This window comes from uncultured Desulfosarcina sp., from assembly GCF_963664155.2.
Lineage (GTDB): Bacteria > Desulfobacterota > Desulfobacteria > Desulfobacterales > Desulfosarcinaceae > Desulfosarcina.
The window spans coordinates 4,166,141-4,192,807 of the sequence record NZ_CAXXXH010000001.1; the positions used below are offsets into that span (position 1 = coordinate 4,166,141).

The 26,667-nt window shown below is 57.8% G+C and carries 28 protein-coding genes; 13 read left to right on the plus strand and 15 right to left on the minus strand.

Annotation, left to right across the window (positions count from 1 at the left end):
- Positions 1 to 108: 108 nt before the first annotated feature.
- The 4 genes from ACHZBS_RS18955 to ACHZBS_RS18970 are packed head-to-tail and all read right to left on the minus strand — an operon-like array spanning position 109 to position 3,863.
- On the minus strand, positions 109 to 495 hold the full coding sequence (locus ACHZBS_RS18955; protein ID WP_319408094.1) for a RidA family protein: 387 nt from the start codon (positions 493 to 495) through the stop codon (positions 109 to 111).
- Between the two features lie 41 nt (positions 496 to 536).
- Positions 537 to 1,610 carry a tRNA pseudouridine(13) synthase TruD gene (gene truD / locus ACHZBS_RS18960; RefSeq protein ID WP_319408095.1) on the minus strand — a complete coding sequence of 358 codons (1,074 nt, stop codon included), beginning with the start codon at positions 1,608 to 1,610 and terminating at the stop codon, positions 537 to 539.
- A gap of 58 nt (positions 1,611 to 1,668) precedes the next feature.
- A complete protein-coding gene (locus ACHZBS_RS18965; RefSeq protein WP_319408096.1) occupies positions 1,669 to 2,469 on the minus strand; it encodes a zinc ribbon domain-containing protein in 801 nt (266 codons plus the stop codon).
- A gap of 53 nt (positions 2,470 to 2,522) precedes the next feature.
- Positions 2,523 to 3,863, minus strand: coding sequence for a PhoH family protein (locus tag ACHZBS_RS18970; RefSeq protein WP_319408097.1), 1,341 nt, complete (start codon positions 3,861 to 3,863; stop codon positions 2,523 to 2,525).
- Positions 3,864 to 4,338: 475 nt separating this feature from the next.
- On the opposite strand from ACHZBS_RS18970, the gene ACHZBS_RS18975 reads away from it, so the two are divergent.
- Positions 4,339 to 4,725 (plus strand): NifB/NifX family molybdenum-iron cluster-binding protein, encoded by a 387-nt coding sequence (locus ACHZBS_RS18975; RefSeq protein ID WP_319408098.1) that lies wholly within the window; start codon positions 4,339 to 4,341, stop codon positions 4,723 to 4,725.
- Between the two features lie 49 nt (positions 4,726 to 4,774).
- Positions 4,775 to 5,023: an FmdB family zinc ribbon protein gene (locus tag ACHZBS_RS18980; RefSeq protein ID WP_319408099.1), complete on the plus strand. Its 249-nt coding sequence runs from the start codon at positions 4,775 to 4,777 to the stop codon at positions 5,021 to 5,023.
- 45 nt (positions 5,024 to 5,068) lie between these two features.
- Here the strand turns inward: ACHZBS_RS18980 and ACHZBS_RS18985 are convergent, their stop codons facing one another.
- The 3 genes from ACHZBS_RS18985 to ACHZBS_RS18995 form a co-directional block, all read right to left on the minus strand.
- Positions 5,069 to 6,802, minus strand: coding sequence for a B12-binding domain-containing radical SAM protein (locus tag ACHZBS_RS18985; RefSeq protein WP_319408100.1), 1,734 nt, complete (start codon positions 6,800 to 6,802; stop codon positions 5,069 to 5,071).
- Positions 6,803 to 6,924: 122 nt separating this feature from the next.
- A complete protein-coding gene (locus ACHZBS_RS18990; protein WP_319408101.1) occupies positions 6,925 to 7,371 on the minus strand; it encodes a universal stress protein in 447 nt (148 codons plus the stop codon).
- Between the two features lie 15 nt (positions 7,372 to 7,386).
- Positions 7,387 to 7,845 carry a CBS domain-containing protein gene (locus ACHZBS_RS18995; protein WP_319408102.1) on the minus strand — a complete coding sequence of 153 codons (459 nt, stop codon included), beginning with the start codon at positions 7,843 to 7,845 and terminating at the stop codon, positions 7,387 to 7,389.
- 339 nt (positions 7,846 to 8,184) lie between these two features.
- On the opposite strand from ACHZBS_RS18995, the gene ACHZBS_RS19000 reads away from it, so the two are divergent.
- Together ACHZBS_RS19000 and ACHZBS_RS19005 are read left to right on the plus strand one after the other, a co-directional pair.
- Positions 8,185 to 9,090, plus strand: coding sequence for a hypothetical protein (locus ACHZBS_RS19000; protein WP_319408103.1), 906 nt, complete (start codon positions 8,185 to 8,187; stop codon positions 9,088 to 9,090).
- A gap of 108 nt (positions 9,091 to 9,198) precedes the next feature.
- Positions 9,199 to 9,894, plus strand: coding sequence for an aspartate/glutamate racemase family protein (locus ACHZBS_RS19005; protein ID WP_319408104.1), 696 nt, complete (start codon positions 9,199 to 9,201; stop codon positions 9,892 to 9,894).
- Positions 9,895 to 9,944: 50 nt separating this feature from the next.
- Here ACHZBS_RS19005 and ACHZBS_RS19010 read toward each other — a convergent pair whose 3' ends face one another.
- Entirely contained in the window at positions 9,945 to 11,228 is a 1,284-nt protein-coding gene (locus ACHZBS_RS19010) for a citrate synthase (RefSeq protein ID WP_319408105.1), read from the minus strand.
- A gap of 386 nt (positions 11,229 to 11,614) precedes the next feature.
- Between ACHZBS_RS19010 and ACHZBS_RS19015 the strand changes: the two genes are divergently transcribed.
- The gene (locus ACHZBS_RS19015) at positions 11,615 to 12,403 is read left to right on the plus strand and encodes a hypothetical protein (RefSeq protein ID WP_319408106.1); all 789 of its coding nucleotides are present in this window, start codon (positions 11,615 to 11,617) and stop codon (positions 12,401 to 12,403) included.
- 4 nt (positions 12,404 to 12,407) lie between these two features.
- Here ACHZBS_RS19015 and ACHZBS_RS19020 read toward each other — a convergent pair whose 3' ends face one another.
- The 5 genes from ACHZBS_RS19020 to ACHZBS_RS19040 form a co-directional block, all read right to left on the minus strand.
- On the minus strand, positions 12,408 to 12,836 hold the full coding sequence (locus tag ACHZBS_RS19020; RefSeq protein ID WP_319408107.1) for a response regulator: 429 nt from the start codon (positions 12,834 to 12,836) through the stop codon (positions 12,408 to 12,410).
- Between the two features lie 61 nt (positions 12,837 to 12,897).
- Positions 12,898 to 13,548, minus strand: a complete 651-nt coding sequence (locus tag ACHZBS_RS19025; protein ID WP_319408108.1) for a histidine kinase dimerization/phospho-acceptor domain-containing protein — start codon at positions 13,546 to 13,548, stop codon at positions 12,898 to 12,900.
- Positions 13,545 to 15,419, minus strand: coding sequence for an ATP-binding protein (locus tag ACHZBS_RS19030; protein ID WP_319408109.1), 1,875 nt, complete (start codon positions 15,417 to 15,419; stop codon positions 13,545 to 13,547). Before ACHZBS_RS19030 ends, ACHZBS_RS19025 begins: the two co-directional genes overlap by 4 nt.
- A complete protein-coding gene (locus ACHZBS_RS19035) occupies positions 15,391 to 16,608 on the minus strand; it encodes a response regulator (RefSeq protein WP_319408110.1) in 1,218 nt (405 codons plus the stop codon). Before ACHZBS_RS19035 ends, ACHZBS_RS19030 begins: the two co-directional genes overlap by 29 nt.
- Positions 16,609 to 16,748: 140 nt before the next feature.
- Positions 16,749 to 17,333: a TetR/AcrR family transcriptional regulator gene (locus ACHZBS_RS19040; RefSeq protein ID WP_319408111.1), complete on the minus strand. Its 585-nt coding sequence runs from the start codon at positions 17,331 to 17,333 to the stop codon at positions 16,749 to 16,751.
- 87 nt (positions 17,334 to 17,420) lie between these two features.
- On the opposite strand from ACHZBS_RS19040, the gene ACHZBS_RS19045 reads away from it, so the two are divergent.
- A complete protein-coding gene (locus ACHZBS_RS19045) occupies positions 17,421 to 18,662 on the plus strand; it encodes a hypothetical protein (protein ID WP_319408112.1) in 1,242 nt (413 codons plus the stop codon).
- A gap of 17 nt (positions 18,663 to 18,679) precedes the next feature.
- Here ACHZBS_RS19045 and ACHZBS_RS19050 read toward each other — a convergent pair whose 3' ends face one another.
- Positions 18,680 to 19,543, minus strand: a complete 864-nt coding sequence (locus ACHZBS_RS19050; protein ID WP_319408113.1) for a PAC2 family protein — start codon at positions 19,541 to 19,543, stop codon at positions 18,680 to 18,682.
- Positions 19,544 to 19,730: 187 nt separating this feature from the next.
- A complete protein-coding gene (locus ACHZBS_RS19055; RefSeq protein WP_319408114.1) occupies positions 19,731 to 20,342 on the minus strand; it encodes a response regulator in 612 nt (203 codons plus the stop codon).
- A gap of 368 nt (positions 20,343 to 20,710) precedes the next feature.
- On the opposite strand from ACHZBS_RS19055, the gene ACHZBS_RS19060 reads away from it, so the two are divergent.
- Genes ACHZBS_RS19060 through nfo form a run of 7 tightly spaced genes read left to right on the plus strand, consistent with a single transcriptional unit; the run spans position 20,711 to position 26,553 of the window.
- Positions 20,711 to 22,219, plus strand: a complete 1,509-nt coding sequence (locus tag ACHZBS_RS19060) for an anthranilate synthase component I family protein (protein WP_319408115.1) — start codon at positions 20,711 to 20,713, stop codon at positions 22,217 to 22,219.
- Positions 22,216 to 22,806, plus strand: a complete 591-nt coding sequence (locus ACHZBS_RS19065; protein WP_319408116.1) for an aminodeoxychorismate/anthranilate synthase component II — start codon at positions 22,216 to 22,218, stop codon at positions 22,804 to 22,806. Before ACHZBS_RS19060 ends, ACHZBS_RS19065 begins: the two co-directional genes overlap by 4 nt.
- A 42-nt stretch (positions 22,807 to 22,848) precedes the next feature.
- Positions 22,849 to 23,865, plus strand: a complete 1,017-nt coding sequence (gene trpD, locus ACHZBS_RS19070; RefSeq protein WP_319408117.1) for an anthranilate phosphoribosyltransferase — start codon at positions 22,849 to 22,851, stop codon at positions 23,863 to 23,865.
- 27 nt (positions 23,866 to 23,892) lie between these two features.
- Positions 23,893 to 24,714, plus strand: coding sequence for an indole-3-glycerol phosphate synthase TrpC (gene trpC / locus ACHZBS_RS19075; protein ID WP_319408118.1), 822 nt, complete (start codon positions 23,893 to 23,895; stop codon positions 24,712 to 24,714).
- A 3-nt stretch (positions 24,715 to 24,717) separates the two neighbouring features.
- Positions 24,718 to 25,434, plus strand: a complete 717-nt coding sequence (locus tag ACHZBS_RS19080; RefSeq protein ID WP_319408119.1) for a phosphoribosylanthranilate isomerase — start codon at positions 24,718 to 24,720, stop codon at positions 25,432 to 25,434.
- A complete protein-coding gene (locus ACHZBS_RS19085) occupies positions 25,427 to 25,714 on the plus strand; it encodes a YheU family protein (RefSeq protein ID WP_319408120.1) in 288 nt (95 codons plus the stop codon). Before ACHZBS_RS19080 ends, ACHZBS_RS19085 begins: the two co-directional genes overlap by 8 nt.
- Entirely contained in the window at positions 25,711 to 26,553 is an 843-nt protein-coding gene (gene nfo / locus ACHZBS_RS19090) for a deoxyribonuclease IV (RefSeq protein WP_319408121.1), read from the plus strand. The genes ACHZBS_RS19085 and nfo overlap by 4 nt, the downstream gene beginning before the upstream one ends.
- Positions 26,554 to 26,667 lie beyond the last annotated feature (114 nt).

The window sequence follows — 26,667 nt, forward strand, 5'->3', positions numbered from 1 at the left end:
GTTGGCGTTGGTGGCTGCCATCAGATGATCCGATTCTTTGGTTGTATCAAGTGAAGCACTTCACTTCCCTCGAATCCTTGGATCCTTGAATCCTTCGGCGATAGCCTATCACGCGACCACGCAATCCGCCTCCATCTCCACCAGCCAGTCCGCATCGATGAAGCGGCTGACCTCGGCGAAGGTGCTGGCCGGGCGGATGTCGCCGAAGAATTTTCCATGGGCACTGGCCGCCTCCTGCCAGCGGCTGATGTCGACCAGCATGATGCGGGTGCGGATGACATCCTCCAGGCGGCCGCCGGCTTTTTCGATGGCGTCCTTGATGATCTCGATGCAGGCCAGGGTCTGGCGGTAAAGATCGCCGGGATAGGCCGTGCCGCCGCCGGGGGCGATGGGGGCGGTCCCCGAGACGGCGATAACGTTTCCTACCCTTACGGCGCGGGAAAAGCCGATGGGCTTTTCAAATGGCGACCCGGAACTGATCAGTTGTCTTTTCATGGCCTCCTCCTGTGGGTTCGGGGATGATCGACCACCGGCCGCTAAGACGGTCGGGTGAATTCGCGCAGAACGGTTGTGGCGTAGGCCCCGGAGGGCAGCGTGAAGGTGAGGCGCAGCCCGTCGTCCACTTCAGCGAGAGTCAGATCCGCAGGATTCAGGATGGCTTCCCGTCGCGATCCCGGTGAGCGGAACGGTCGGAAGTCTTCCGGGGTGAGGCTGAATTGCTTTAACAGCGCCGCTTCTTTTTCACCGGCCGCATCCATGGCCGGTTTCATCTTGAATCCGAAAATGGGGCCGGTGGTGACAATTTCTCCAGCGGTGAAGCGCCGGTTTTCGATCACCGGATCCTCGACGGTGAACATGCCGCCCGTGTCGGTCTTTTTTACGATGTCGCCCGCCAGCACGTTGTGGTAATCGCCGGTCTCCATGCGCTGCTTGAGCCATATGTTGAACAGCGCCGACTGGACCACCGACACCATGAACATGTCCTTGCGTGCCTTTTTCCCGGCTGAGAAAAGGGCGAATCCGCGGTGGATGTTCTGCATCCCGTGGCCGAATCGCTGGGGGCCGTAAAAGTTGGGTACGCCGGTCTGCTTCAACCGGTCGGCAATGGCCAGGGCACGGGGCAGGGCATCGGGTTCGGGATGGCTGACCACGACGGTGAAGCGGTTGGCTGCCACGTGGCCGGTTTTGATCTTGTTGCGATGACGGTCGATGGCCAGAATCTCGAAGGGCAGGTCGGCCAATGCGTTCTCGATGTCGGTCAGCGGATGATTGACACCGCAGCGGAAGGAAAGGGTCTGCACGACCACCGCCGTTTTGTCCTTGCGGCCGCCCCATCCCACGTCCGACGGGGCCAGGCCCAGGTATTTCTGCATGATTCGGGCAGCGTCGGCGGTGTTCCATCCGGCTCGCCGGAAGGTCACATAGACATGCTCGCCTTCGCCGCAGGCGGCATAGGGCAGAATCTCTTCGACCACGAAATGTTCCGGTGCGGCTTTTATGGCGCCGCCGATGCCCGGCAGCGGGTCGGCGGCATAGGGCAGGAGCGACAGCATGGCAACGGCGGCATCCGCCCGATTGGCAGGTTCGATTGGATTGTCATCCGGTTTCATGGGTTTTATCGTTTTTCCATTTGGTTTTTTCCGGCGCGGCGATGGTTCGCTTTGCGTGTCAGCCGGGTGGCTGGGTTCGCAGGATCCGATAATGGTTAAACAGCAGAAAAACGCCCCAGATTACGGCCGCCGTGATCAATAGCGCGCCCACTCCGTGGGACATCCGGGCGATGGTATGGTCGAAACGGATCAGGCCGGTTTCCTTGAGGATAAATTCCCAGTCGTGAAACCCATAGGGGGCGCGGCGGCCGACATTGCCTCCCAACAGGGGGAGGCTCAGGGAACGGGCATCGTTGATGTACGGCGCCAGGTCGATGAAGTTCTGGCCCATCCACCACAAGGAGAAGGATCCGGCGAAGGGGTCGCGGGTTTTTACCAGGAAAACCACCAGACATATGGCCGGCATGAGCACCTGCATCAGGCTGCCGCCGAGGGACGTCATCACCCGCCCGAAGGGGCGGAAAAAGATGTGGCCGGCCTCGTGAAAGGGAAGATTGACCAGGTGCCAGAAACTGCTCATCGTGGCGTCAGAGGAAAGGGGGGTGACGATGAACTTGATCCCCCACAGGGTGAGAATGGCCAGAAGCAGCACACGGGCGCCCCAGGAAATAGGATTCACCTTGGCCGGCATATGGAACAGCAGGGTGCTCAGAAGGCCGGATTCCGTCTCCTGGGTTTCTTTTTGAATAGCTGCCGGAGGGGCGGATTGTCCCGGTCGAGGCACCGCCTTTTGCTGATGCCACTTGGCAAAGACGATGCCGCAGCTCAGACACTCGGTGTTATCATCAGCCTGTTCATAGTCGCATCGGGGACACTGCATCTTGAATTCGTTGGGTTTTCGGGTTTGCTGGTTGACCATCCGCAAAATATCTTTTGTCTTAAAACCGTCGGCCTTCAGCCTTAAATCCTTATTTAAAGCAGGTTGATGGCCAGGTCCGAAAGCTCGCTGCGTTCGCCTTTTTCCAGGTTGATGTGGGTGTAGAGGTTCTGGCCTTTCATCTTTTCGATCAGATAGCTCAACCCGTTGCTCCGGCTGTCCAGGTAGGGGTGATCGATCTGGTAGATGTCTCCGGTCAATACGATTTTGGTCCCTTCGCCGGCCCGGGTGATGATGGTCTTCACCTCGTGGGGCGTGAGGTTCTGGGCCTCATCGACGATGAAAAAGACTTTTACGATGCTTCTTCCGCGGATATAGGACAGGGGCGTGATGACGATCTTTTCTTCATCCAACAGTTCCTTCACCCGTCGCCCGCTGCCGCTTTTACCGCTATGGTTGCTTTCGATGACCGACAGATTATCATACAGGGGCTGCATATATGGGTCCAGCTTGGACTGGATGTCTCCGGGTAGAAAACCGATGTCCTTGTTGCTCAACGGTACCGACGGCCGGGAGATGAAAATCTGCCGGTAGTAACGCCTCTTTTCCAGGGCGGCCGCCAGGGCGAGAAGGGTTTTGCCGGTGCCGGCCTTGCCGGTGATGGTCACCAGCGGCACCTCCGGGTTGGTCAACGCGTCCATGGCAAAGCACTGTTCAGCATTGCGGGGCCGGATGCCGTAACTGACCTGGGTGTCGATGCGACGGATGGATCGGGTGTAGGGAAGAAACACGCCCAATGCTGACTTGCTGCCGTTTTTCATTACCAGGTATTCGTTGGCGAGCAGGGGTTCCGCTGCTTCCAGAAGGGCGGCGTCCATTTCGAAGGGCTTGACGTAGAGCCGGTCGATGACGGCGGCGGGAATGTCTTCCACCACCCGGGTGCCCTTATAGATATCCGCCGGGGCCTGGACCCGGTCGGTGCTGTAGTCCTGAGCCATCAGGCCGATGGACTTGGCTTTCATGCGCAGATTGACGTCCTTGGTGACCAGGAAAACACGGTCAAAGGCGTATTCACAGGCGATGTGGTAGGCGGCGTTGAGAATATGGTGGTCCGGTTTGTCCGGGGAGAAGTTCACCTTGACCTTGTCGTGAAATTCCCGGTCCAGGCAGACGGTGATTTTCCCTTTTCCGGGACCGATAGGAATCCCGCCGTTAAAAATGCGATCCCCGGTCAATGCGTCCAGTGCCCTGGCAAACTCCCGGGCATTGCAGTTCAAAATTTCATTTCCCTTCTTGAAACGGTCCAGTTCTTCGATGACGGCGATGGGGATGACAATGTCATGCTCGTCGAACTGGTTCATGCAGGAACTGTCGTGCAGGATAATGTTGGTGTCCAGTACAAATATTTTCCGTTTGCTCGTGGAAAACGAAATCATCGCACCTCCTGGAAGTCATGGATGGTTGCCGGCGATCCAATGGACCGTTCAATCCAATGATGGGGGTCCGGGCCAGACGGGCCGCCCGGTTTCATGGCCGTTGGATATCGTTGCGGAGAAGGGGCCGCAGGTGCAGGGACAACGGTGGTGAATAAGACGGAATGGAGCATTCGACCTGGTTCGAGTTTAGGATCCAATATTATTATTGGACTCAACATATAGCATGCGGACCATCTCGAGGCAACAATATCTTCCAATTTCTGCTTTTCTGATCGGCTGGCTGGAACAGCCGCCGGACCCGCCATGAAAACCTTGAAGCAGCCTCGATATTGAGGTATATAACTAAATTCGTCGACAAGGTGACGGCGGGCGGTTGGTCGATGATCGATTCCCTCCGGCAACCTTGTCTTTTGTTCACCTGAGAAAAATCACATGCCATGCAATGGTTAGCATGGTATGAGGGAGATCCAGTAAAATGAAAATCGCTTTTCCGGTAGAAGAAAACAAAGGATTGGACAGCATCGTTCACGGCCATTTCGGGTCTGCGCCCTTTTTTGTGTTTGTGGACCTGGATGCGGATTCAGATGAGGTCTTCGAGAATCCGGATCAGGACCATCAGCACGGTGACTGCAATCCCATGAGTGCCCTGGGGGGGCGCCGGGTGGATGGTGTCGTGGTGGCGGGGATCGGCGGCGGCGCCCTGAAAAAACTGAACACCGACGGCATTACCGTTTACCGGGCCATTGAAGGAACCGTTCGGGAAAACGCCCGGATGATCAAGGCCGGCAACCTGCCGGTGTTCGATCCGGGCAAGGTCTGCGGCCACCATCACGGGGTGCAGATCGGGGGATGTGCCCACTGATGGGCTGATGGAAAGCGGTCTCGGACATTATGGGAAAAAGGAGGGATGTATGCCACTTTTTGACTTTTTGTGTGCCGACTGCGGCCATGTGGCTGAGATTCTGGTTTTTAATGAGAAAACAACGGTTTATTGCGAGCGCTGCGGCAGCGGCAACCTCAAAAAACTCATGTCCGCCCATTCATCCCTGTCCGGCACATCTTCTGCGGCCATGCCCGGTCCCGGGGATACGACCTGCTGCGGATCGTCGCCGGGCCATGCCGGCTGTGCCGGACCGGGCAGCTGCTGCGGGAAGGCCTGAGGTCGGAAGGCTGAGGATTGCTTGCCCTTCAGTGGTCTTTCTGGATCAACGCTGCTGTAGAGAATTCAGTCGGCGGGTCCAGGTTTGTTCCCCCTCCCGGTCGCCCGAAGACCGGCAACAGCGGATGAGCTGCTCGACGATCCGGGGATGCTCCGGAAAGGCTTCCAGACATTCACGTGCCTCCGGGTAACGATTCAGACGCATCAGGCTGTTGGCCAGGGCCATGTGCAGGTCCACGCTGGTTTTATGGTGGTCGATGCCCCGCTGCAGGACCGCCACCGATTCATCAAACCGCCGCAGGTGCTGGTAAACGAGACCCAGTCCCCAGAAGGCGCGGTGGTCCGGATGGTAGCCCAATGATCGTTCGAACAGCATGATGGCGGTCTCCAGGCTGTTTTCAACCAGCGGGTTCACGGCATAATCACCGTGGCTGAATGTCAGGGCCAACCGGGAGAGGAAATCGGCATGCAGCGGATACAGGTCCGGATCGTCCACCAGATCAATCTTCTCGGCAAATTCCGGCAGCAAGGCATGGTAGCCCTGCCTGAGCCGCCGTCCGAAATCGAGCACGGTTGCTTGGCTCAGCGTCTCATCCGTCTCGAAGTAAAGCATATCTTCGACCCGGTCCAGCCAGATGTCATCGGAGGCGCCGGTGCGCTGCTTATAATCTTCATAAAACGCCGTGCCGGGAAATAGATCCAGGATGTAGAAAATGGCCGACAGGGGGCGGATACGGCGAAGCAGGGCCAGGCTCTCGTCGATGGTTCGATCGGATTCCCCCGGGGCGCCGTAGATAAAGTACGCCCTGGCCATGATGCCATAGCGAACGGTCAGGTCAAAGGCGCGGCAGATGGCTGCTTCGCTGATGCGCTTGCGATACCGGTCCCTGATTTCCCGGCTGCCGCTTTCCACACCGTAGCTGATCTGGATGCATCCGGCCCGGCGCATCCAGCCCAGAATCTCTTCATCCACACAATCCACCCGGGAAATGGCCGCCCAGACGACGCTGAGGCGGCGCTCGACGATCCGGCGGCAGATGTCGATCACCAGGCTCCGCTTGAGGGTAAACGTATCGTCGGATACGAAGAAAAAGTCGACCCCTTTTCCTCGAAGCCGCACCATCTGGGACACGAAGTAATCGGCGCTGTGAAATCGCACCCGGCGTTTCCAGAGTGCCGGCGACCCGCAGAAGGTACATTCCTCCGGGCATCCCCGCGTGAGGGAAATGTGTTGGAAGGTGAAATGGTCGGCGGGCATGGGCAGACTGTCCAGGTCTGCCAACGGTTCCCGGTCTCTGGTTTTAAAGGGTTTTCCTTTTTTTCGAAAAGCCAGGCCGTCGATGTGCGTGGGGATGGCCGTTTTCCCCTTTTCAAGAAAGCGGATCAACTCCAGAAAGCTGTGCTCCCCTTCACCCCGGACCACATAGTCGATCTCCGGAAAATGGGTCAGAAAATGTTCCCAGAGAAAGGTGGCCCCCACGCCGCCGAACACCACGGTTGCGTCTGGATTGACTTTCTTGACCATGCGGGCGATGTCGATGCCGCCCCAGCGGTTGGCATGCAGGATCGAGAAACCGACCACATCCGGCTGCTTGTCGCCCAGCACCTGATAGATGCGGTGGGGTGCTTTTCCGAGGTTGTGGCCGTTAAGGATGTCCACCGCATAGCCGTTTGCCCGCAGCATGGCACCCACGGAGTAAAGGCCCATGGGGATGGCGCTGACATCCTCCTCGTTGATGCGTTTGTCGAGAAAATAAGGGTAGACGAGCAGTATTCTCATAATGCGGGTGGCAATGGCCGTCGAATGCCGAGGTTGCGATAATGGATTTCCTGCTGCCGGATGTCCGGTCAGATCATCGGTTGTGGGCAGCAGGAGAAATCAGTCCAGGTGCAGCGGATGGGTCAGGTCTTCTTGTTCCGTACGATCATCACCGAGCATGGCGCTTTGTGGGAGATGCGTTTGGCGACGCTGCCGAACAGGACCAGCCCCATACCGCTGAGGCCGAATGCTCCCACCACCGCCAGATCGGCATCGGTCTCTTCGATGAAGCGGATGATTTCCGTGGAGACGTGGCCGTCGCGGACCACCAGTTCGCAGTCGACCGCTTCGGGGATGCGGTTGCCATAGACCTCCTGCATCCGTTCGTTCAGGCTGACCACCAGATTCTCGTCGGGATGCTCGGGCAGCATCAGATCGGTGTCGGTGAGCATGGGGTTGACCACCGGTGGCAGCACATGGACCACGTAAAGCTTGGCTTTATACCGCTGCGCCAGGTCGAGGGCCGTTTGGAAAGCGGCCTCTGAATGATCGGAAAAATCGCTGCAACAGACAATCTGGTTTACGCCCATGGGGGCCTCCTTTCGTCATGAATGGTTCGCGGGCATCAGGGTCCGCAGAATATCCTCTTTGCCGACCACACCCACCAGCACCCCTTTTTCCAACACCGGAAGCGTATGGAGATTATGGTCCACCATGAGGGCTGCCACGGTTTCGATGCTCGAATCCGGTCCGACGGTGACCGGGTTGGGGGTCATGGCATCCGAGACGGCCGTGGCGGCGATTTTGCGCACCTCTTTTTCGATGTTTTTCATGGAGCTGAGGTTAATATAGCCGTCCAGAAAAGAGAACAGCGAGGGAACGGGAAACTTTTTCTGCTGGGCGATGATGTCGCTCTGGCAGAGGATTCCCACCAGCTTTCCGTTGTCGTCCACCACCGGCACACCGTTGATGCGGCGGTCCAGCAGGATTTTGGCCGCTTTGATAATTTCCGTGTCGCGGGTGACGGTGACGGGGTTTTCGGTCATGATCTCTTTTACCAGCATGGCGGCACCTCCAGTGTGGGGCATGCATAACCGCGAAATAAATTTTTTGCGGTTGAAAAATAAGCCGGCGGCGATATAAATGGGTTTGCAACCGGCCTTTTTCTCTCAGTCTCAGTGTAGGTGAATGTCGGCCGACCTGTCAAAACAAATCCGACGCGGGTCGATGGAAGCCTAAGGGAGATTGCCGTGCGTGATCCCTTTTTGCACCAACACCCTTACGCGTGCCATTTTCCGGGGGCCGATGCAGCAAACCCAGTTGGAAAGGATGATACGGATGAGAAGGGCTCGGGAGGAGACTGATGGGAGCCCCTATCAGGCCATCTGCAAGGTGATGTTGTCATGACCTTAAAAACGAAAATGGCTCTGGTGATGGTGCTTGCCCTCGCCGGCATGGTGCATGCCGCCACCGGCATGATGGACAGGGCCTTGTCGCGAATCGGTCTCGGAGAACTGGCCCGTGCCAACCATCACTATCTGGAGGAATCCTATGACGGCGCGCTGGAGGGTTTTTTGGTGCTGTCCGCCGTCAAGAGCGGTCTGGCCGTGATTGAAGGATCCGAAGTGGGCATCGGCTTCAACCTTCAGGTGGGGGACCTGGTGCAATCGGTCTACGACTATGTGGATATCGCCTGGAAGACGGTGCTGGCCGGGGGAACCATCCTGTTCATGACCCGGCTGGCCTTGGAGGGGGTGGCCATGGCAGACCACTTCGTCATGGTCCTGGCCTTTTTCTGCCTGTTCTTGCTGGCGGCGGGACGGTGTTTTTTCCCGGACCGGAAAGGACTGGCCCAATTTCTGCGGTCGGTTACCGCCACCTGCACATTTATGACGGTGCTGCTCTACCTGGTCCTTCCCCTGGCCGTATTCGGTGCCTCATGCCTGTCCGCGCGAATCACGCGACCGCTGATCAAGCAGTCCTACGACGCTTTTGACAAAGTCAGCCGCACATTCACGCGAGGAGCCGTTGAAAACGGGATAGACATCGATGGGAAAGCGACGTCAGCCGTCGAAGCGGCCATGGGTGTGGCTGACCGATATGAGCGTTTGAAAAAACAGCTTCGGGAACTGGAGGCCTATCTCAGCGAGCAGGGAAGAAATCTTGCCGGAACGACCTTCCAGCTGATTGCCGGTTATCTGTTTGACTGCGTGATCTTTCCCCTGGCCTTTGTGGCGGTGCTGATCCTTTTTCTAAGGGGTATGCCCGGTTATCTGGCACGGGCCCGGCAGGACCGCCGGGTGGCGTAAACCCTCCGGGAGACGGTCAGGCCGGTTTCCACGCCGCCGGAGTCAAATGCATAAACCAACCGACGATGCCGCGCAAACGCCAGTCTGTGCGCAAAGGAGCAACAACGGATGAAAACCATCGGCATGATCGGCGGGATGAGTTGGGAATCGACGCTGGTTTATTACCGGATTATCAACGAAGCCGTGAGAGATCGTCTGGGCGGGCTACATTCGGCAAAAAGCATTTTATATTCCGTGGATTTTGCCGAGATCGAAGCCTTGCAGCATGCGGGGCAATGGGATGCGGCGCAGTCGATCCTGGTCCGAGCGGCACAGTCGCTGGTGCGCGCAGGGGCGGACCTGCTGATCATCTGCACCAACACCATGCACAAGCTGGCCGATGGAGTGGCGGCAAGCGTGGCCATACCGCTGCTGCACATTGCCGACCCCACCGCCGAGGCGGTTCTGGCGGCCGGTATAAATACTGTCGCTCTGCTGGGAACCCGGTTTACCATGGAAGAAGACTTTTACCGCAAGCGGCTGGAAGACCGGTACGGGCTGCGGGTACTGATTCCCGACGCGGTCCGGCGCCAGATTGTCCACGATATCATCTATACGGAGCTTTGTCTGGGCCGGACCCGGGAATCTTCCCGGCAGGCCTATGCCCGGATTATCGAAGACCTGGTCGAACGGGGTGCCCACGGGGTGATTCTCGGCTGCACCGAGATCGGTCTTCTCGTTCGCGCCGATGACTGCCCGGTGCCGGTTTTCGATACGGCGCGCATTCACGCCGAAGCGGCCGTGAATGCGGCGTTAACCGAATGACTGTCGACGGTGTCGACCTTAAACGAAAACAAGGCCTGTCTCCCCGGGCCTTATGCCCGTGCATGAATGGGGACAAAATCGTATTGGGTGGCACCGGTATAAACCTGTCGAGGCCTGCAGATCTTCCAGTTGGGATCGTCCATGCTCTCCTTCCACTGGGCGATCCACCCCGGCAGGCGGCCGATGGCGAACATCACCGTGAACATGTTGGTGGGGATGCCGATGGCCCGAAGAACGATCCCGCTGTAGAAATCGACGTTGGGGTACAGGTTGTGGTCGATAAAGTAAGGATCTTTTCGGACCGCCTCCTCGAGTTCCTTGGCGATATCCAGCAGCGGGTCATTGATTTGCAGGGATTCCAGCAGCTCATCGCACATTTTTTTCATGATTTTGGCGCGGGGATCGTAGGTCTTGTAGACCCGGTGGCCGAACCCCATGAGCCTGAACATATCGTTCTTGTCCTTGGCCCGTTCGATGGCCTTCCGGTAATTCCCGCCGTCGGCCTGGATCGCGGACAGCATTTCGACGACCGCCTGGTTGGCGCCGCCGTGGAGCGGGCCCCACAGCGCGGCGATGCCCGAAGAAATGGCGGCGTAGAGGTTGACCCGGGCGCTGCCCACCACGCGCACGGCAGAGGTGGAGCAGTTCTGCTCATGGTCGGCGTGAAGGATCCAGAACACGCGCAGGGCATTGACGGCGGCCCGATTGATTTCATAGGGCTTCACGGGGGTGTCGAACATCATGTTGAGAAAGTTTTCGCAGTAGGTGAGATCCGGACGGGGGTAGATCACCTTATGGCCCCGGGAAATCTTGTATGACATGGCAGCCATGGTGCGCACCTTGGCCAGCAGCCGGGTCATGGTGATGGTGATCTGCTCCTCCAGGGTGCCCAGTTCCGGATAAAAGCTTCTCAGGGCATTGACCATGGAGGAGAGGATCCCCATGGGATGGGAGGCCCGGGGATAGTTCTGGTAAAATGCCTTGAGGTCTTCATGGACCAGGCTGTTGTCGTTCAGCATTACCGAGAAACGGGTCAGCTGTTCACGGTTGGGGAGCTTGCCGTTGATGAGCAGGTAGGCGGTCTCTTTGAATGTACCCTGTTCGGCCAACTGCTCCACGGGGATACCCCGGTAGCGCAGAATGCCTTTTTCGCCGTCCATATAGGTAATCCCGCTCAGGCAGCTGCCGGTATTGGCATAGCCAGGGTCCAGGGTGATGAAGCCGGTATTGGCGCGCAGGCTGGAAATGTCGATGGCCTTTTCCCCTTCGGTCCCGGTGACCACCGGCAGCTGTATCTGCTGACCGTTGTAGGTAAGGGTAACAAATTCTTCCATTGTGACTCCTTTCTCTCCGGAAAGACCCGGTGTTCTCCTTATGCAGTTGAACGGAAATCCAGAGGGGTATGCTTCGTTAGCGCCTCGGCGCTGGAACAAATGTCTTGATTGACGGCCTGTTTTCAACGTAATGAAATCACAAGCCGTCAATCATGCCATGAAGCGGCCTGAGAATCCGCGAATGTTACTTTACGATTATGGTAAACAAGCCCTTTTCCCCCATGCCACTACCGTGCAGGGTCGGCCTTTTTAAAGGCCGGCAGGGTGACGTTCCAGTCGGGTATTCATATCGAAAAAAGGGCAGGGCTTTTTGAGCAACAAGCAGTATCCATATGAATATCCACAGCAGATGTCAAACATCAAATCGGGCTCCGAGGAGAAATGCGATGTCATACAAGGACAACCTGTTAAAGAAGATAGAGATCGACCGCCTGGTCAGGACCATCGCCGGCGCGATCGGGTCGGTGGAAAGCGGCAAACGCATCGACAAGACGGTGTTGGAGCAGTTGATGACCTTTTTCCCCTGGTCCCGCAGGCAGGAGCGGGACCTGGCCTTGTTCCTGGAGTCCGACGGGCCCGGGAAAACGCGTATCCTGGTGCTGGACAACGACCTGCCCATTTACCACACCCGTGTGGAAGATGTGGTGCTGAGAAAAAGTCCCACCGTAAAAGAGATGGTGAATATCCGCAATGCCATTAAAATCCTCAATGACAAGGATGTGGTAATGAGCAAGAAAGAAGCATCCTTGAAGACCATTCAGGAGATCAGCATTGGGGAACTGGACCTGCGCTTCACCGCCGCCGATATCGATGGCATAGCCCGGGATGGGGCGGCAAGCCTGGAAAACGGATATTCGCAAGGCGTTCAGGAGAGCCTGATGCTGTTCGCCGAATTACTGCGGCTGGCACCGGCGCCCAAGGCCTTTTCGCTGAACCACCACGACATTTATGGTCACATGGGCGAAAAGCCCGACGGCGAAATCACATTCGGCCCGCTGGTGATGTATAGTATGGTCCACAATACCCTGACCTTCCTGGAAGCACCCTTGAGCAGCCGCGATAAAGGGCGTTTCGACACGCTCAAGGCCGTCGCCTCGGGGGATGCCGAGGCGGCAGCGTCGGGGCCGGCGGTCTTCGATCTGATGAAATCCAAAGTGCCGGCCGCCGCTCATTAAGCGATTACATGCCAAACTTGCGCAGCATGTCGATGACCTTGTCCTGACTTTGTTTTTGAACGATGACGGCTTTTTGATGGTGGGCCTTTTTTATTTTTTTGGCCAGGGCATCCAGGTCTGCGGGTTTTTCTACAAAGTCCATGGCGCCCGCCTTCATGGCCTCCACGCCTTTTTCAACCGTCGCATGGCCGGTGAGCAGGATGATCTGCATCTCCGGTCGTTTATCCTTGATGGCTTTCAAGGCCTGGATGCCGTCCATTTCCGGCATCATGAAATCCATGATCACCGCATCGTAGGATTCGGAGGCGATCAGCGAGAGCGCCTCGGTGGCCGATGTGGATGTGGTGACTTCCATATCACGGGCGCGCATGCGTTCGGCCATGATTTCCAGAAACTCCACTTCGTCATCAACCAGCAGTACTCTTTCCTTCATTGTAAACTCCTTTCAGGTTTTCCGTCGAGAATGCGACTGTCTATAAGTTCATCAACATTGATTAAGGTAAAATAAGACCGATTTCCCCCTTTTCCCTGTCAGCCTTCAATTGGATGCCGAGAAGTCCGGCAACCATCGTCTCCCGGGGTGAAGGAAGACCCGCCTCATTTGCCAGGAAATCACCGGACAACCCGCAAAAACGAATTCGGGCGGCGTTTTCGACTTTCTCTGCAACGATGCATACCGTCTGGTCCGGTGCACGGGCATCCATGGCCCGGCACAAACAGGTCCACACCAGATCTTCCAGAAAAAACCGATTGATGACGGCCGTCACCGGGGCGTCCGGTACGTCGATCTGCGGGGCTTCTCCCTTCATGGCAATCAGCCGCGCAGCCAGCATGGAAATAAAATGAATGGCCTCGCCAATGTCCACGGTCTCCGTGGGGTGGTCGGCGCTGTGGGCAAACCGGTTCATGCCCTTGACGATCCGGTCCCCCCGGTTCACCTGGCGGATAATGGATTGGGCCAGTCCCGACAGCCGTTCCGGGGAAAGGGGCATTCCCTTTTCGATCATCATCACCATGTCCTGGAGCAACCCGGCGTTTTCATTGATGATAGCCAGAACGTTCTTTATCTCGTGGGAAATGGATGCGGACATCTCGCCGAAGAAGCGGACACCTTCGATGGCCATGGCCCGGGAATCGTCGGTCATGTGGTCTTTTCCTCCCTAAATTGGCTGCCGGCGGCAGTGCTGTCTGCCGGGTCAACGGCAGATGCGGTTGCCGATGACATTCGCGGCGGGTTCAGAGGCAGGGTAACGGTAAATTGGGTTCCCCGGTTGACCTGACTGCTCACCGTGATTTCGCCGCCCATTTCTGAGACCATGCCATAGGTGACGGACAGTCCCAAGCCGGTTCCTCCCTGGCCCTGGCGGGTGGAGAAAAAGGGCTCGAAGACGCGCTTCAGGTCGGCTTCCGGGATGCCGTGCCCGGTATCGGCCACGGTTACCGCAATATGCGTCGTTCCTTGGCGTCCGATGGTGATATCCAGCCTTCCGCCGTCTGCCATGGCTGCAAAAGCATTATTGATCAGGTTCAGGAAAATCTGCTGAACATTGCCCCGGTCGCTTTCGAAGGTCGGGTTTTCCCCCTGCACCGATACCGATACGGCGATGCTCCGCCGTTCGGCTTCCTTTTCCATGAAGCCGAGCACCTGTCGGATGACGGCCTCGATATCCACCGCTTCGATGGACGACTCCATGTGCCGGGCGAAGTCCAGCAGGCGTCGAGTAATGGTGCCGCAGCGGCGAACCGATGCCAGTACGTCGTCCACGAGCTTAATGAGCTTCTCGTTGCCGTTATAGCTGCTGTTGATGGTGAACAGGTCCTTGATGAGTCCGGCCTTCTGGTTGATGATGGCCAGCGGGTTGTTGATTTCGTGGGCCACCCCCGAGGCCAGACGGCCGATGGATGTGAGCTTGTTGGCATACTCCACCTGATGCAGGGCCTGCACCCGACGCTGGTCGGCGGCATGGATCCGGTTGACCAGGTAAGTGGCCACACCCAGAATAGAGACCAGGATCATGGCGATGCTGAACAGAAGAAAGCCGATAAGGTGCATCCGGGGTTTGAGCCACAGATCCATGATTCCCGATTCCTGACGGATGATCATGAGCAGAAAGGGGCTGTCGGGAATAGGGGCAATGCCCATGAGAACGGACCGGCCGGCCTGATCCACCGTTTTCAGGGTCCGGGTGCCGTCTGCGGCTTCGGGGATGGTCAGAGGCACTTTGTCGAAGCGTTTGCCATAGCGCCGGGCAGGCGTCTGGAGAATTCCCCGGGTGTTGACGATGAAGGCGTCGTCGCCTTCACCCAGAGTCAGTTCCCGCATGGAGGCGTCCAACAGGCTGGCATCCAGCGTCGATCGCAGGACGAAGAAGCCGCCGCTGTCCAAGTCGTGCCGGATGGCAAGCACCAGTTGGTGGTTCTGCGCCGGGTTTGCGATCACATCGCTGATGAAAAATCCATTGGCGACGGCATGGTCGAAGCAGGGGGTCGGTTTCACCCGGCTTTTTTCAAGGGCAAGCGGTCCGGCATACGCTTGCACCGTGCAGTCGGCATCCACCACGCTGAGATCCACGAACCCGCCCATGCCGCCCTGCAGATTGGTTAGGATGGCGTCCAGCCGCGCCGGAGCCAGCAGTTCCGGCAGGGTGTTGTCCCGGCAGACGAATTCCAGGGCGGCCCGGCGCTGGGACAGCAGAAACGAGACGTTGCGCCAGGTGTTGGAGACCATGCGGGCGGTGCCCATCGTCGCTTCGGATTTAAAGGCCTGACGGGTGAGCCGGTAGTCCACCAGCGTCATGACCAGCAGGGGCGCCAGCGTCACCACAGTGGTGAAGACCACGATCATCAACCATTTTCGGCGGAAGCTGAAATGGTCGTTGCCCGGTCCTGAAGCAGCATCCTGGTGGTCCCAGAAACGGGGTTTGAATCTGGAAAGGTTCAGCATGGCCGGCACCATTTTTTCAGGGGGGAACGCCGATATGCCGGTTTCAGGATTTGAGTTGCTGAATTTTTTCATGGGCTCTCTTCAGGGTCTCGCTCAACTCGTCGATGTCCACGGGCTTTTGCAAATAGGCAAAAGCGCCCAGGTGCATGCATCGCTTGCGGTCGGTCTCGCTGCCGTGGCCGGTGAGCACGATCACCTCGATTTCCGGCCGGGTGGTTTTAACCTGTTTCAGGATTTCCATGCCGTCGATTCCCGGCATTTTAAGATCGATGATCATTACTTCCGGATCGTCCTCAGCCACCAGGGTCAGGGCGGATTCGCCGTCATAGGCCACTGCGGACCCCATGTCCCGCAATTCGAGGCGCTCAGACAGGGTTTGAACGAACTCCCGTTCATCGTCCACCAGCAGCACGCGGGAGGGCACCTCCAGGCTGTGCTTGCGGTAGATGTGGGCCTGCTGAAAATTCTTACCGACCTTTGTTTTTACGGACCGGACGCCGGTAACCGTGCCGGCAATGGATTTGAGTTCCTCCTCCAGGCGGGCGAGCATCAATACTTGTTTGTTGATGGTCAGCAGCACCGCCCCGTTTTCAGCCGTCACCGAGACATCGTGTCCGGCACGGCATAGGGCCATTTCCACGGTGGCTGCCAGCAAGAAATCCTTTTCGGCCTGGATGGAGGCGTTGGTGCGGCGAACGGCATCCTTGATGAGATTCTCCCCGATCAGTACGCCGGCTTCGGCCACACTTACCCGGTTCATGGGCAGCACCATGTCGTAAAGGCGCAGATCCCACGGATCCTCGGCGAAAAACAGGGTTTCGGTCCAGGCGGCATTGTCCGCATCCCGAGTGCGGATCTGTTTCAAGGCATCTTTTTCGGTCAAGTTCTGGACGACCCCGGCCTGCTCGATACGATAGGGTGTCTCAGCGATGATGCAGACCCGGAGCACATGGCTGACAGACCGGGGGATCAGCAGGCTGGAAAACCCGTGGACCACGGCAGGGCCCTTTTCCAGTTCGGTGGCCAGGGCCAGGCGCAGGCAGGCAATCGAGCACTCTTTTTCATGAGTGAACTTGTTAAAAACCGATGTTCTGGCCGAAAAGGCGCGCTGAACCTTATTTCCCGGCATACCGGACGTTTCAGCGGTTTTGGCGATTACCTGGTCGTCGGTGATCAGCCGGTACCCGGTGCGGTCCATCACGTCCCGGACCACCGCATCCGCACTGCAGAAAATGCCGCTGAAGATGGAAATGACGGACATCGTTAACCTCCGTTGGGTTCGCTGGTGGTAGATAGGGTTCGAACCCAGGTTAATGGGCAGTTTTTTTCGCCGCCCCCCTTATGGCCCTGTTCGTGGATGGCTCGAATGGCTTGTTTCATGGTCCTCTTTGCCATGGCGGTCTACCGGCCTTCCGTCAGCAGCCGGCGGCAGGCGACCATCAGACTGTCGTAAAGGGTGCCGGCGTCATACACCCGGTAGGTGTTGAGCCGGACAATGCCGTCCACCATGGCAAAGAGGACCATGGCCGTTTTCCGCGGGGAGACGACCGCTACCGACCCGTCCTGTATGCCTTTTTGGATACCCTCTTCGAAGATGTCCAGCAGACAGGTGTAGATGGATTCCAGGAGGCTGCGGCACACCGGGCTGGTTTCGGCCATTTGATAGGGATAGTGCCGGTGAAGTATCAGGAACTGGTCTTCCATGGTGCCCGCCAGGTGCAGATAAAAAGCGACCACACCCTCGACCATTTCAATTCCCTTCTGATCCCGGCAGGTCTGCCGATGCCGGTCAAACTGGTCCAGAATGCTCTCTTTCACCTCCTTCAATACGTGAAGAAAAAGGTCTTCCTTATTTTTAAAATGGTGGAAGATGGTTCCGGTTGCCGCGCCGGTGATGGCGGACAGCTCCGCCATGGCGGTTCCCTGAAACCCGTTTCGGGAAAAAAGCCGGGTAGCGGAGGCAAGGATTGCATTTCGTTTGGACATGTGTTACCTGTTCGGAAATTAGCCAACCGAATGATCGGTCGGATTTTTTTACTAAAGACTTTGGATGGAAATGTCAATAGGAGAGATATGAATACCCATTCTATTCCAGAAAAGGCGGAACTGCTGGAGAAGCTCAAACAAGGCGGTTTTGCCGTTCCCGACTTCATCTACGTTCCTCCGCAGCATTTCGAGGCCGAAGATTTCGGCGCCCTCGAGTCGTTTCTGGAAAAACACCGAGAGAGCTTCAAGGTGATTGCCCGTAGCGCCCATCCGTTAGAACGCCGGTTCAAAGGCGGGACATTCGACTCCCTGGAAACCTATGCCGACGTGGGTGGCATCCGGTATGCCCGCAACAAGATGATCAAGCTGGCCAGAAGCAGCAAACACCTGACCATTGCCCGCCAGCAGCGGTTCAACCATGCTCCGGAGATGGATCTCGAACAGATGGGGGTGATCGTTATGCCCTTTATCGACGGGTCCAGCGTGATGGCCAAGATCATCGGCGGTCATTGGGAGTTCGGGTATTGTCGGGACCGCATTCAAAAGGTGCAAAGCGAACCGTATATCACCCGGACCCCCCATGACCGGCGCCTGGTTCAACTGTCGAAGGAGATCCAGAAGCATCTGGGATTCCGGTGTGAGATTGAATACATTATTTCGGCCGATGGCGGCATTCACGTGGTTCAGGCCAAAGACATTTCCAGCATTGACATCCTGGAGGAAAAGGAGAGCCAGCGGTCCATCAGCCTGGACGGCATCCGGCGAATCCGCAAGCGCCGAAACTACCGGGAGCGGCCGGTTTATGTGATGGACAACAAAGCCTTTTATATCGATATCATCTCCCAGTGCGAGGAGATGGTCAGTGAATGTGGCACGCCCGGCAAACCGGATATCGCCCAGATCATCGATTCCATCAAGGCCTATGAAGCGGACTTTGAGGCCTTTGCCCTGCGCCACCAGCGATACGCGGTGCTTGGGCTCGCCATTCAGGATACGGTTGAGCTTTATCAGATCGCCAGCCATTATCTCGACGACACCCCCGAACTGCAGGCGGAACTGTCCAAAGCCCTGCACAATAACCTCTACCAGATCGACATATTCCTCTCCGAAGCCGACACCCTCATTGCCAAGGACAAGTTCCGGATCAACCTGTGCAGCCACGATGCATACGGTATCGACACGGTTCGAAACCCCCTGTGGACCGTATACTGGTATATGGACCGCCACGACGATGTGGTTCGAGATTTTAAGCGGGTCGGCTTTAAGACCGGAGACACGGTCGGCATCGATATCAACGTGGACGACAAACCCACCGTATACCGCCAGTAAGGCGCAATCATCCGCTGTCAGGGATCGAAAAAATCCTGAAGATTGATAATCTTGCCCTGTTCCTTTCCGTTTTGTCCCAGGTTCTGCATGGCGCCTTCGCGTTTTTTTTTGCGGATCTGGTCCATGATTCCCACCATTTTGGGATTGTCGGAAATCAGTTTTCGGATCTGGATTTCAAGGGCTTTCCAGCTGGCTTCCAGGGTTTCCGTTTTCGATGAAAAAGATGCCATATCGGAAAGCAGCCGGATCATCTGAAGCATCATGCCATGGTGGGTGATGCCCTGCAGGTAGACGGGACAGTGGCCCCAGAGGCTGGCACCGGCCACTGCCCGCTTCCGGCAGGCCTCCAGAATGATCGTATGGATGGCACTGGGGCCGTGATAGTTGATCGGAATCACCCGATGCCGTCCGACGGCTCCTTTAAATTCGCTGCCGGTGGTCACTGCCGAAATGATCCGGTCCGTGTGCAGCACATTGTCGAACATGCTGCCTAAGGTAATCACGCCGGGAGCACCGAGTTGGTGGGCCAGGTCCACGAGTTCCAGGGAAAATCGATACCAGTTCAGGCTGGGTTCGTCGGCGATTAGAATCACCAGATCGTTTTCTCCGGGATGGGTTTCGATGGCGAAAAAGCTTCCCCCCGGGGGGGTGATCGATTTCATATCACCGGCTTCGATCTTTACTACCGGTCGGTTCTCATCATAACGATAGCAGGCGTCGGGATCGATATGGCCGATGGAAACCGCCTGGAGGGTTTCCACCAGATAGGCGGCCGTGCCGGCCGACACCTCTAAAGCATTGCCCCACCCCCGGAAACCGATGATAAACACCGGTGCCACCAGGGTGGGCATGATCTCCAATCGAAAGGTTTGATATTCCATGGGGTCCTTTTCAGGTCAAGGCTAACCGGTGTGATTCTTATGAGGTCATTTTCGGAGGGAATCGGTTTACTGTCAATACCCAAAAACCGGATGCGATTTCATAACCATAATGGCAAACAAAAAAACCGGTTATTCTGTCTGTAAAAATGGGGAACGCTCAGTTTAAAAGGGTATCGGCCTGTTCGTATCAGCCTTTGTTTTGATAAAGTTCCGGGTAAAGCCGATGGGCGCATTCGGGGCAGATGCCGTGGGTGAAGTCGGCGTCGGAATGGCTGGAGATGTACTCCTCGATCTGCTGCCAGGTACTGTCGTCTTTGCGGATTTTCTTGCAGGAGGCACAGATGGGTAGGAGGCCGGTGAGGGTTTTGACCTCCCGCAGCGCTTTTTGCAGTTGGGCGATCAGTGTTTCCCGCGCTTTGGCCGCTTCGTGCTTGACCACGGCAATTTCGATGGCGGATCGCAGTTCATTGATGTCGTAAGGTTTGATGATATAACCGTACGGGTGGGTTCCGATGGCGCGCTCGAATATCTGCCGGTCGGACAGGCAGGTCATGTAGATGACGGGCACATCCGACCCTTCGGCGATTTTGGCGGCGGCTTCGATTCCGTTCATATCCCCTTTGAGCAGGATATCCATGATGACCAGGTCCGGGAGGTGTCGGTAAACCCCGCTGATGGCCTCGAGCCCCGTTTCTGCCGTGCCGCATACCTGGTAGTCCAGACTCTCCAATCGGGCGGTGAGCACGGTGGAAACATTGGAATCGTCTTCCACCACCAGGATGCTGATCGGTCGATGCATGGCGCACCTCGTATTGGCTGCGGGCAACCGATGCTGCAATTCTTGCACATGGGATACCCTTTTGTGCACAGGTCGGTCCTGTTCCGGACACGCTTGTTTCTATAAAGTTTGGCGGTTATCGACAATTGTGCGGCAAAATCCGGTCAGGGCGGATGAAACGATTACTTCGCCGGTTCCGCGCCGGTTTTCGTGAACTTTACCCAGCAATTTTCTTGCCATTGTCCCGGGTGGGAGGCGTTACGGGCCATAATGTTTCTATGTATAAGAACAAAAAATCCTTGACACCCCATTCAAAAGCCCTTAAACATGACGCAGGCAAGGTCGTGGAATCAATCACGGCCTTTTTTTAATGGAAAAGAGGAGCACTGATGAGATTGAAGGAATTTCCCAGCCGGGAACAGTTTGACGGGCTGGCCCGCACCTGTAATGTGATTCCCGTTTGCCGTGAGATTCTGGCCGACATGGAAACGCCGGTTTCCCTGCTGAAAAAATGTTACGACGACGGCGGACAGGGACCGCGCACCCCCATCTTTCTGCTGGAGAGTGTCGAGGGGGGCGAAAAATGGGGTCGGTACAGCTTCCTGGGCAATTCGGCACGGACCCACGTCAAGGTTTTTGCCGATCAGGTGATCATCGCCGAGAACGGCCGGGAAGAGAAAATTCACCACGGCGGCGACCCCCTGAGCACCCTGAAAACCTTCATGAGCCGTTTCCAGCCGGCGGAAATGACAGCGCTTCCCCGGTTCTGGGGCGGCCTTGTCGGTTACCTCAACTATGAAATGGTTTCCTTTTTCGAGCGCATTCCCAACCGGTTATCGGCGGATACCCCCATGGCGCATTTCATCATCTGTGACGAACTGCTGATTTTCGACAACATTCGCAATACGATGATCTGTGTGGCCATCGCCTTTACCGACGGCAACCCGGATGCCTCAGCGGCCTACGACGAGGCCATGACGCGGCTGGACGCCATGGAACAACGCATGGCCGCGAGCGTCCGCGAGACTGCCGCAGAGGGCATCGGCGGCAACCCGACCATGTCCCCGCTGCTGCCGGCGGAAATCTTCAGAGAGCGGGTGGCCCGCGTAAAAAACTACATCCAGCAAGGCGACGTGATCCAGGCCGTCATCTCGCAGCCCTTTCAATGCAGCGCGCCCGGGGACATTATCGCGGTTTATCGTGCCCAGCGCTATGTGAACCCGTCTCCGTACCTCTACTTTTTCCATTTCGATGAGATGGCCCTGGTGGGATCCTCTCCGGAAACCATGGTGCGCCTGGAAAACGGCGTGGCCACGCTGCGGCCCATTGCCGGTACCCGTCCCCGGGGATCCAGCGAGCAGGCGGACCGGGCGCTGGCCTCGGAACTGCTGGCCGACGAGAAAGAGCGGGCCGAGCACCTGATGCTGGTGGACCTGGGGCGAAACGACCTGGGCCGGATCGCCCGGACCGGCACCGTGCAGGTGACGGATCTGATGGTGGTGGAGCGGTACTCTCACGTCATGCACCTGGTTTCAAACATCAACTGTGATATTGAAGATCAATACGATGCATGGGACCTGCTGCGGGCGTCATTTCCTGCCGGCACCCTTTCCGGTGCACCCAAGGTACGGGCCATGGAGATCATCGGCGAACTGGAACAAAGTCCCCGGGGGCCTTACGGCGGCGCTGTCGGGTACGTCTCTTTCAACGGCAACATGGATCTGGCCATAACCATCCGAACCGCTTGTATTGAAAACGGGATGCTTACCGTACGAGCCGGTGCCGGAATCGTGGCTGACTCGGACCCCGAAACCGAGCGGCTGGAAACCGTTAACAAAGCGATGGCCATCCAGCGGGCACTCGAACTGACCCGCCAGAGGGTGGAGGCAACATCATGATACTGATGATCGACAATTACGACTCCTTTACTTATAATCTGGTCCAGTATCTCAGGCAGATCGGCGAAACTGTTCAGGTGGAAAGGAACGACGCCGTCAGCGGGGATGAAATCGCGGCGATGGCTCCCCAGGCCATCGTGATTTCTCCGGGGCCCGGCCGTCCGGAGTCCGCCGGTGTTTCTGCGGAGACGATCAGGCGTTTTTCCGGAAAGATACCCATCCTGGGCGTCTGCCTGGGCCACCAGTCCATCGCCCATGTCTTCGGCGGCCGGGTGATTGGCGCCAAGCGGTTGATGCACGGCAAAACGTCGGTCGTTACCGGCGATGGACAGGGCATCTTTGCCGGTATCAAGCAGCAGTTTCAGGCCATGCGTTACCACAGCCTGGCGGTGGAGAAGGAAAGTCTTCCCGACTGTCTGGCGGTAACCGCCACGGCGGAGGATGGAGAGATCATGGGGATTCGGCATCGGTCGCATATTACCGAAGGAATCCAGTTTCATCCCGAATCCATCATGACACCACTGGGAAAGCGGCTGCTGCGCAACTTTTTAAAAATGATTCCCGACGGCGCGTCGGCGTCCGACTAACCGACGGCAACTTCAGGACAGATGAGAAGGAGAACCCCAACCATGTTCAAGGATCACCTGGCCACCATTATCAGCCGAACCGATTTGAACGAATCCCAGATGGCGGAGATGATGTCTGAAATTTTTGAGGGCAGGACCACCGATGCCCAGGTGGGCGCCATGATGGCGGCCCTGGCCACCAAGGGGGAAACCTTCGAGGAACTGGCCGGCGCGGCCCGGGCCATGCGTAAAAAGGCCCACCGCATCCAGGCGGCCGCCATGCCGGTGGTGGACACCTGCGGCACCGGCGGCGACGGGCTCAAGACCTTCAACATTTCGACCACGACCGCCTTTGTCGTCGCCGGCTGCGGGGTGACCGTGGCCAAGCACGGCAATCGCAGCGTGTCGTCCAAGTGCGGCAGCGCCGATGTGCTGGAAGCCCTGGGTATCAAGCTGGATACCGATCCGGAAGTGGTGGAAGAGGCGGTCGGGGAGATCGGCATCGGTTTTCTTTTTGCCCCGCTCTATCACAACGCCATGCGCCATGCCGGCAAGGCGCGCATGGAGGTTGGCCTGCGCAGCATCTTCAACATGTTGGGGCCGCTGACCAACCCGGCCGGCGCCAACTGCCAGCTGCTGGGCGTGTTTGCACCCCAACTCACCGAAATGTTTGCCGAGGCCCTGCGCCTGCTGGGTGCAAGGAGTGCCTTCGTGGTTCACGGGCACGACGGGCTGGACGAAATTTCCGTGTGCGCCCCCACCCGCATTTCCCAGCTGGAAAACGACATGATTCGCACCTATGACATCTACCCGGAGCAGTATTTCGGTCGGGTGGCCGAGCCGGACCAGATGACCGGCGGAGACCCAGAGGAAAATGCGGCCATTACTCGCAGGATCCTCACGGGAGAAAAAGGCCCCAAGCGTGACGTGGTGCTGCTCAATACGGCCGCTGCACTGGTGGCCTGCCAGAAGGCCGCGGACCTGAAGACGGGCATCGCCCAGGCTGAACAGGCCATCGACAGCGGCGCTGCCATAGGCAAGCTGGAGGCATTGGTCGGCTACACCCGTGATAACGGATAACCTCCCTCAATTCAGGGGCAGTTGTTTATGGCGACCGATTTTCTGACACAAATCGTTAAACAGAAGGGGCGTGAGATTTCACAGGCCAGGAAAGTCATCGCCGAAGGCCGGCTGGCGGAGCTGGCCCGGCAGCGATCGGATTTCCGGCCCTTTTTCGAATCGCTCTCCCGGCCGGGTGCCGCCGGGGTTAACATTATCGCCGAAATTAAGCGCGCGTCGCCGTCAAAAGGTGACATCCGTCCTGACCTGGATGCCTCCCGGACCGCCGCCCAATATGAAAAAGGGGGGGCAGCCGCCGTCTCCGTGCTCACCGATTCCACCTACTTCAAGGGCAGTCTCGAGGACCTTAAGGCGGCGCGGTCTGCCTGTATGCTGCCGGTGCTGAGAAAAGAGTTCATCATCAGCCGCTACCAGGTCTTTGAATCGGCGGCGGCCGGCGCGGATGCCATTCTGCTCATTGCCAGAATTCTTGTCCCTGAGAAACTGGACCAGCTCTACGGGCTGTGCCGCGGACTGGGCATGGATGCCCTGGTGGAAATCCACACGCCGGACGATGCCCGCACCGTTGCGGCCTGCGGTGCCCGCCTGGTGGGCATCAACAATCGCAACCTGAGCACCTTTGAAACGGACGTCGCCCTTGCCATGGATCTGGTTTCGCGCCTGGCGCCCGGCCAGGTGCCCGTGGCCGCTTCGGGAATTTCGGGGCCGGTGGACATCCAACAGAATCTGAAGGCCGGGATCTTCAATTTTCTGGTGGGGGAAAGCATTGTCCGGTCCGATGACCCGGCCCGGTTCATCCGCGACCTGATGGGGGAGGGCTCCGGGGGTGCGGCCTCCGGGCAGCGGTGATGCATGACCGATGCGCGTACCATGAATCGGTCTTATCCCCAGGTGAAAATTTGCGGGTTGACCGATCCCCGCGAGGCCGCCCAATGCGTCAACCTGGGTGCCGACGCCGTCGGCGTGGTCTTTTTTCCCAAAAGCCCCCGCAACGTCACCCCGGACCAGGCCAGGGCCGTGGTGGATGCACTCCCGCCAACGGTGCCCGCCGTGGGCGTGTTCGTCAACGCCGTGTTTTCAACCATCATGGCGCGGGTTGAACAGTGCGGGCTTTCCATGGCGCAGCTCCACGGCCGGGAATCGGCACGTCTGGCGGCACGGCTGAAGGCCGAAGGGGTGGGGGTGATTAAAGCGCTGTTCGTCGACGGCCGGCCGGGTTTGGACGATGCGCCGGGGTTTGACGTCGACGGCTATCTGGTCGAGTGCGCCAAGGGCCCGCTTCCCGGCGGCAATGCCATGGCCTGGGACTGGGGGGCGGCCAGAACGTTCGGGGTCCATCAACCGCTAGTGCTTGCCGGCGGCCTCTCGCCGGACAATGTCGCCGATGCCATCTGTGCCGGTCTGCCGGCGGCTATCGACGTCAGTTCAGGCGTGGAGGCGTCGCCGGGGCGCAAGGATCCGGACAAGGTGGCCCGGCTGATCGCGGCGGTTCACGGCACCGCAAAACGGTATGCCGGAAGGATGATAAAACCGGTGTTTCGTGCCATAGGAGATCGATCCCATGTCTGACCGTGAAGAGATGCTCGTCATTCCGCACAGGCAATTGAGCCCGGAGGCGCTTTCGGGACTCATCGAGGAGTTCGTGACCCGGGACGGCACCGATTCGGGCTACACCAAGGGTTCTATATCGGAAAATGTGGCCATGGTGGTCCGTCAGCTGGACGCCGGGCAGGCCCTGATCGTTTACGACAATCGCACCCAGACCTGCAATATCAAACCGTCGGATACGGTACCGGGGCATGACCGGCGACAGGTTCGGCCGGGGCCATCCGGGAAAGAGGAATCATGAAATATATCGGCGCCCACGTCAGTGCGGCCGGCGGAGTGGAAAACGCGCCGCTGAACGCCAGGAAAATCGGTGTGACCGCTTTCGCTCTGTTCACCAAAAACCAGCGCCAGTGGTCGGCCAAGCCGTTGACGGAGGAATCCATCCGCCGGTTCAAGGAGAACTGCGAGGCTGCCGGATACACCCCGGATCAGATCCTGCCCCATGACAGCTATCTCATTAACCTTGGCCATCCGGAATCGACAGGGCTTGAAAAATCGCGGACGGCCTTCATCGATGAGTTCAGCCGCTGCGAGCAGCTGGGGTTGAAATATCTCAACTTCCATCCGGGTAGCCACCTGAACAAGCTTTCCGAAGAAAATTGCCTGGCCCGGATTGCCGAATCCGTCAACCTGGCCCTGGAACGCACAACCGGAGTGACCGCCGTCATCGAGAACACCGCCGGCCAGGGGACCAACCTGGGCTACCGCTTCGAACACCTCGCTGCCATCATTGCCGGCGTAGAAGACAAAACCCGGATGGGTGTCTGCCTGGATACCTGTCATACTTTTTCAGCGGGATATGATCTGGTCACGCCGGCCGGTTATGAAAAGACCCTGGCGAACTTTGACGCCGTGGTAGGTTTCTCCTTTTTGAAAGGGCTTCACCTCAACGACGGGAAGAAGATGATGGGCAGCCGCGTGGACCGCCATGCAAGCCTGGGCGAGGGCACGCTGGGGCTTAAGGCTTTCCGGATGATCATGAACGATCCGCGTTTCGAGGATATTCCCATGATCCTGGAAACGCCGGACGAGAACCGGTGGGCCGAAGAGATACGGATGCTGATGGCCATGGTTGAATGATCTGGGGCGTGAGGACCGAATGTTGAAGGAGGAATTGAAAACCTTCATGCGTCTGACGGAACGCCGGGCTCATGGTCCGCAAAAGCATACGACTTTCGCCGATCTGAAGTCCGG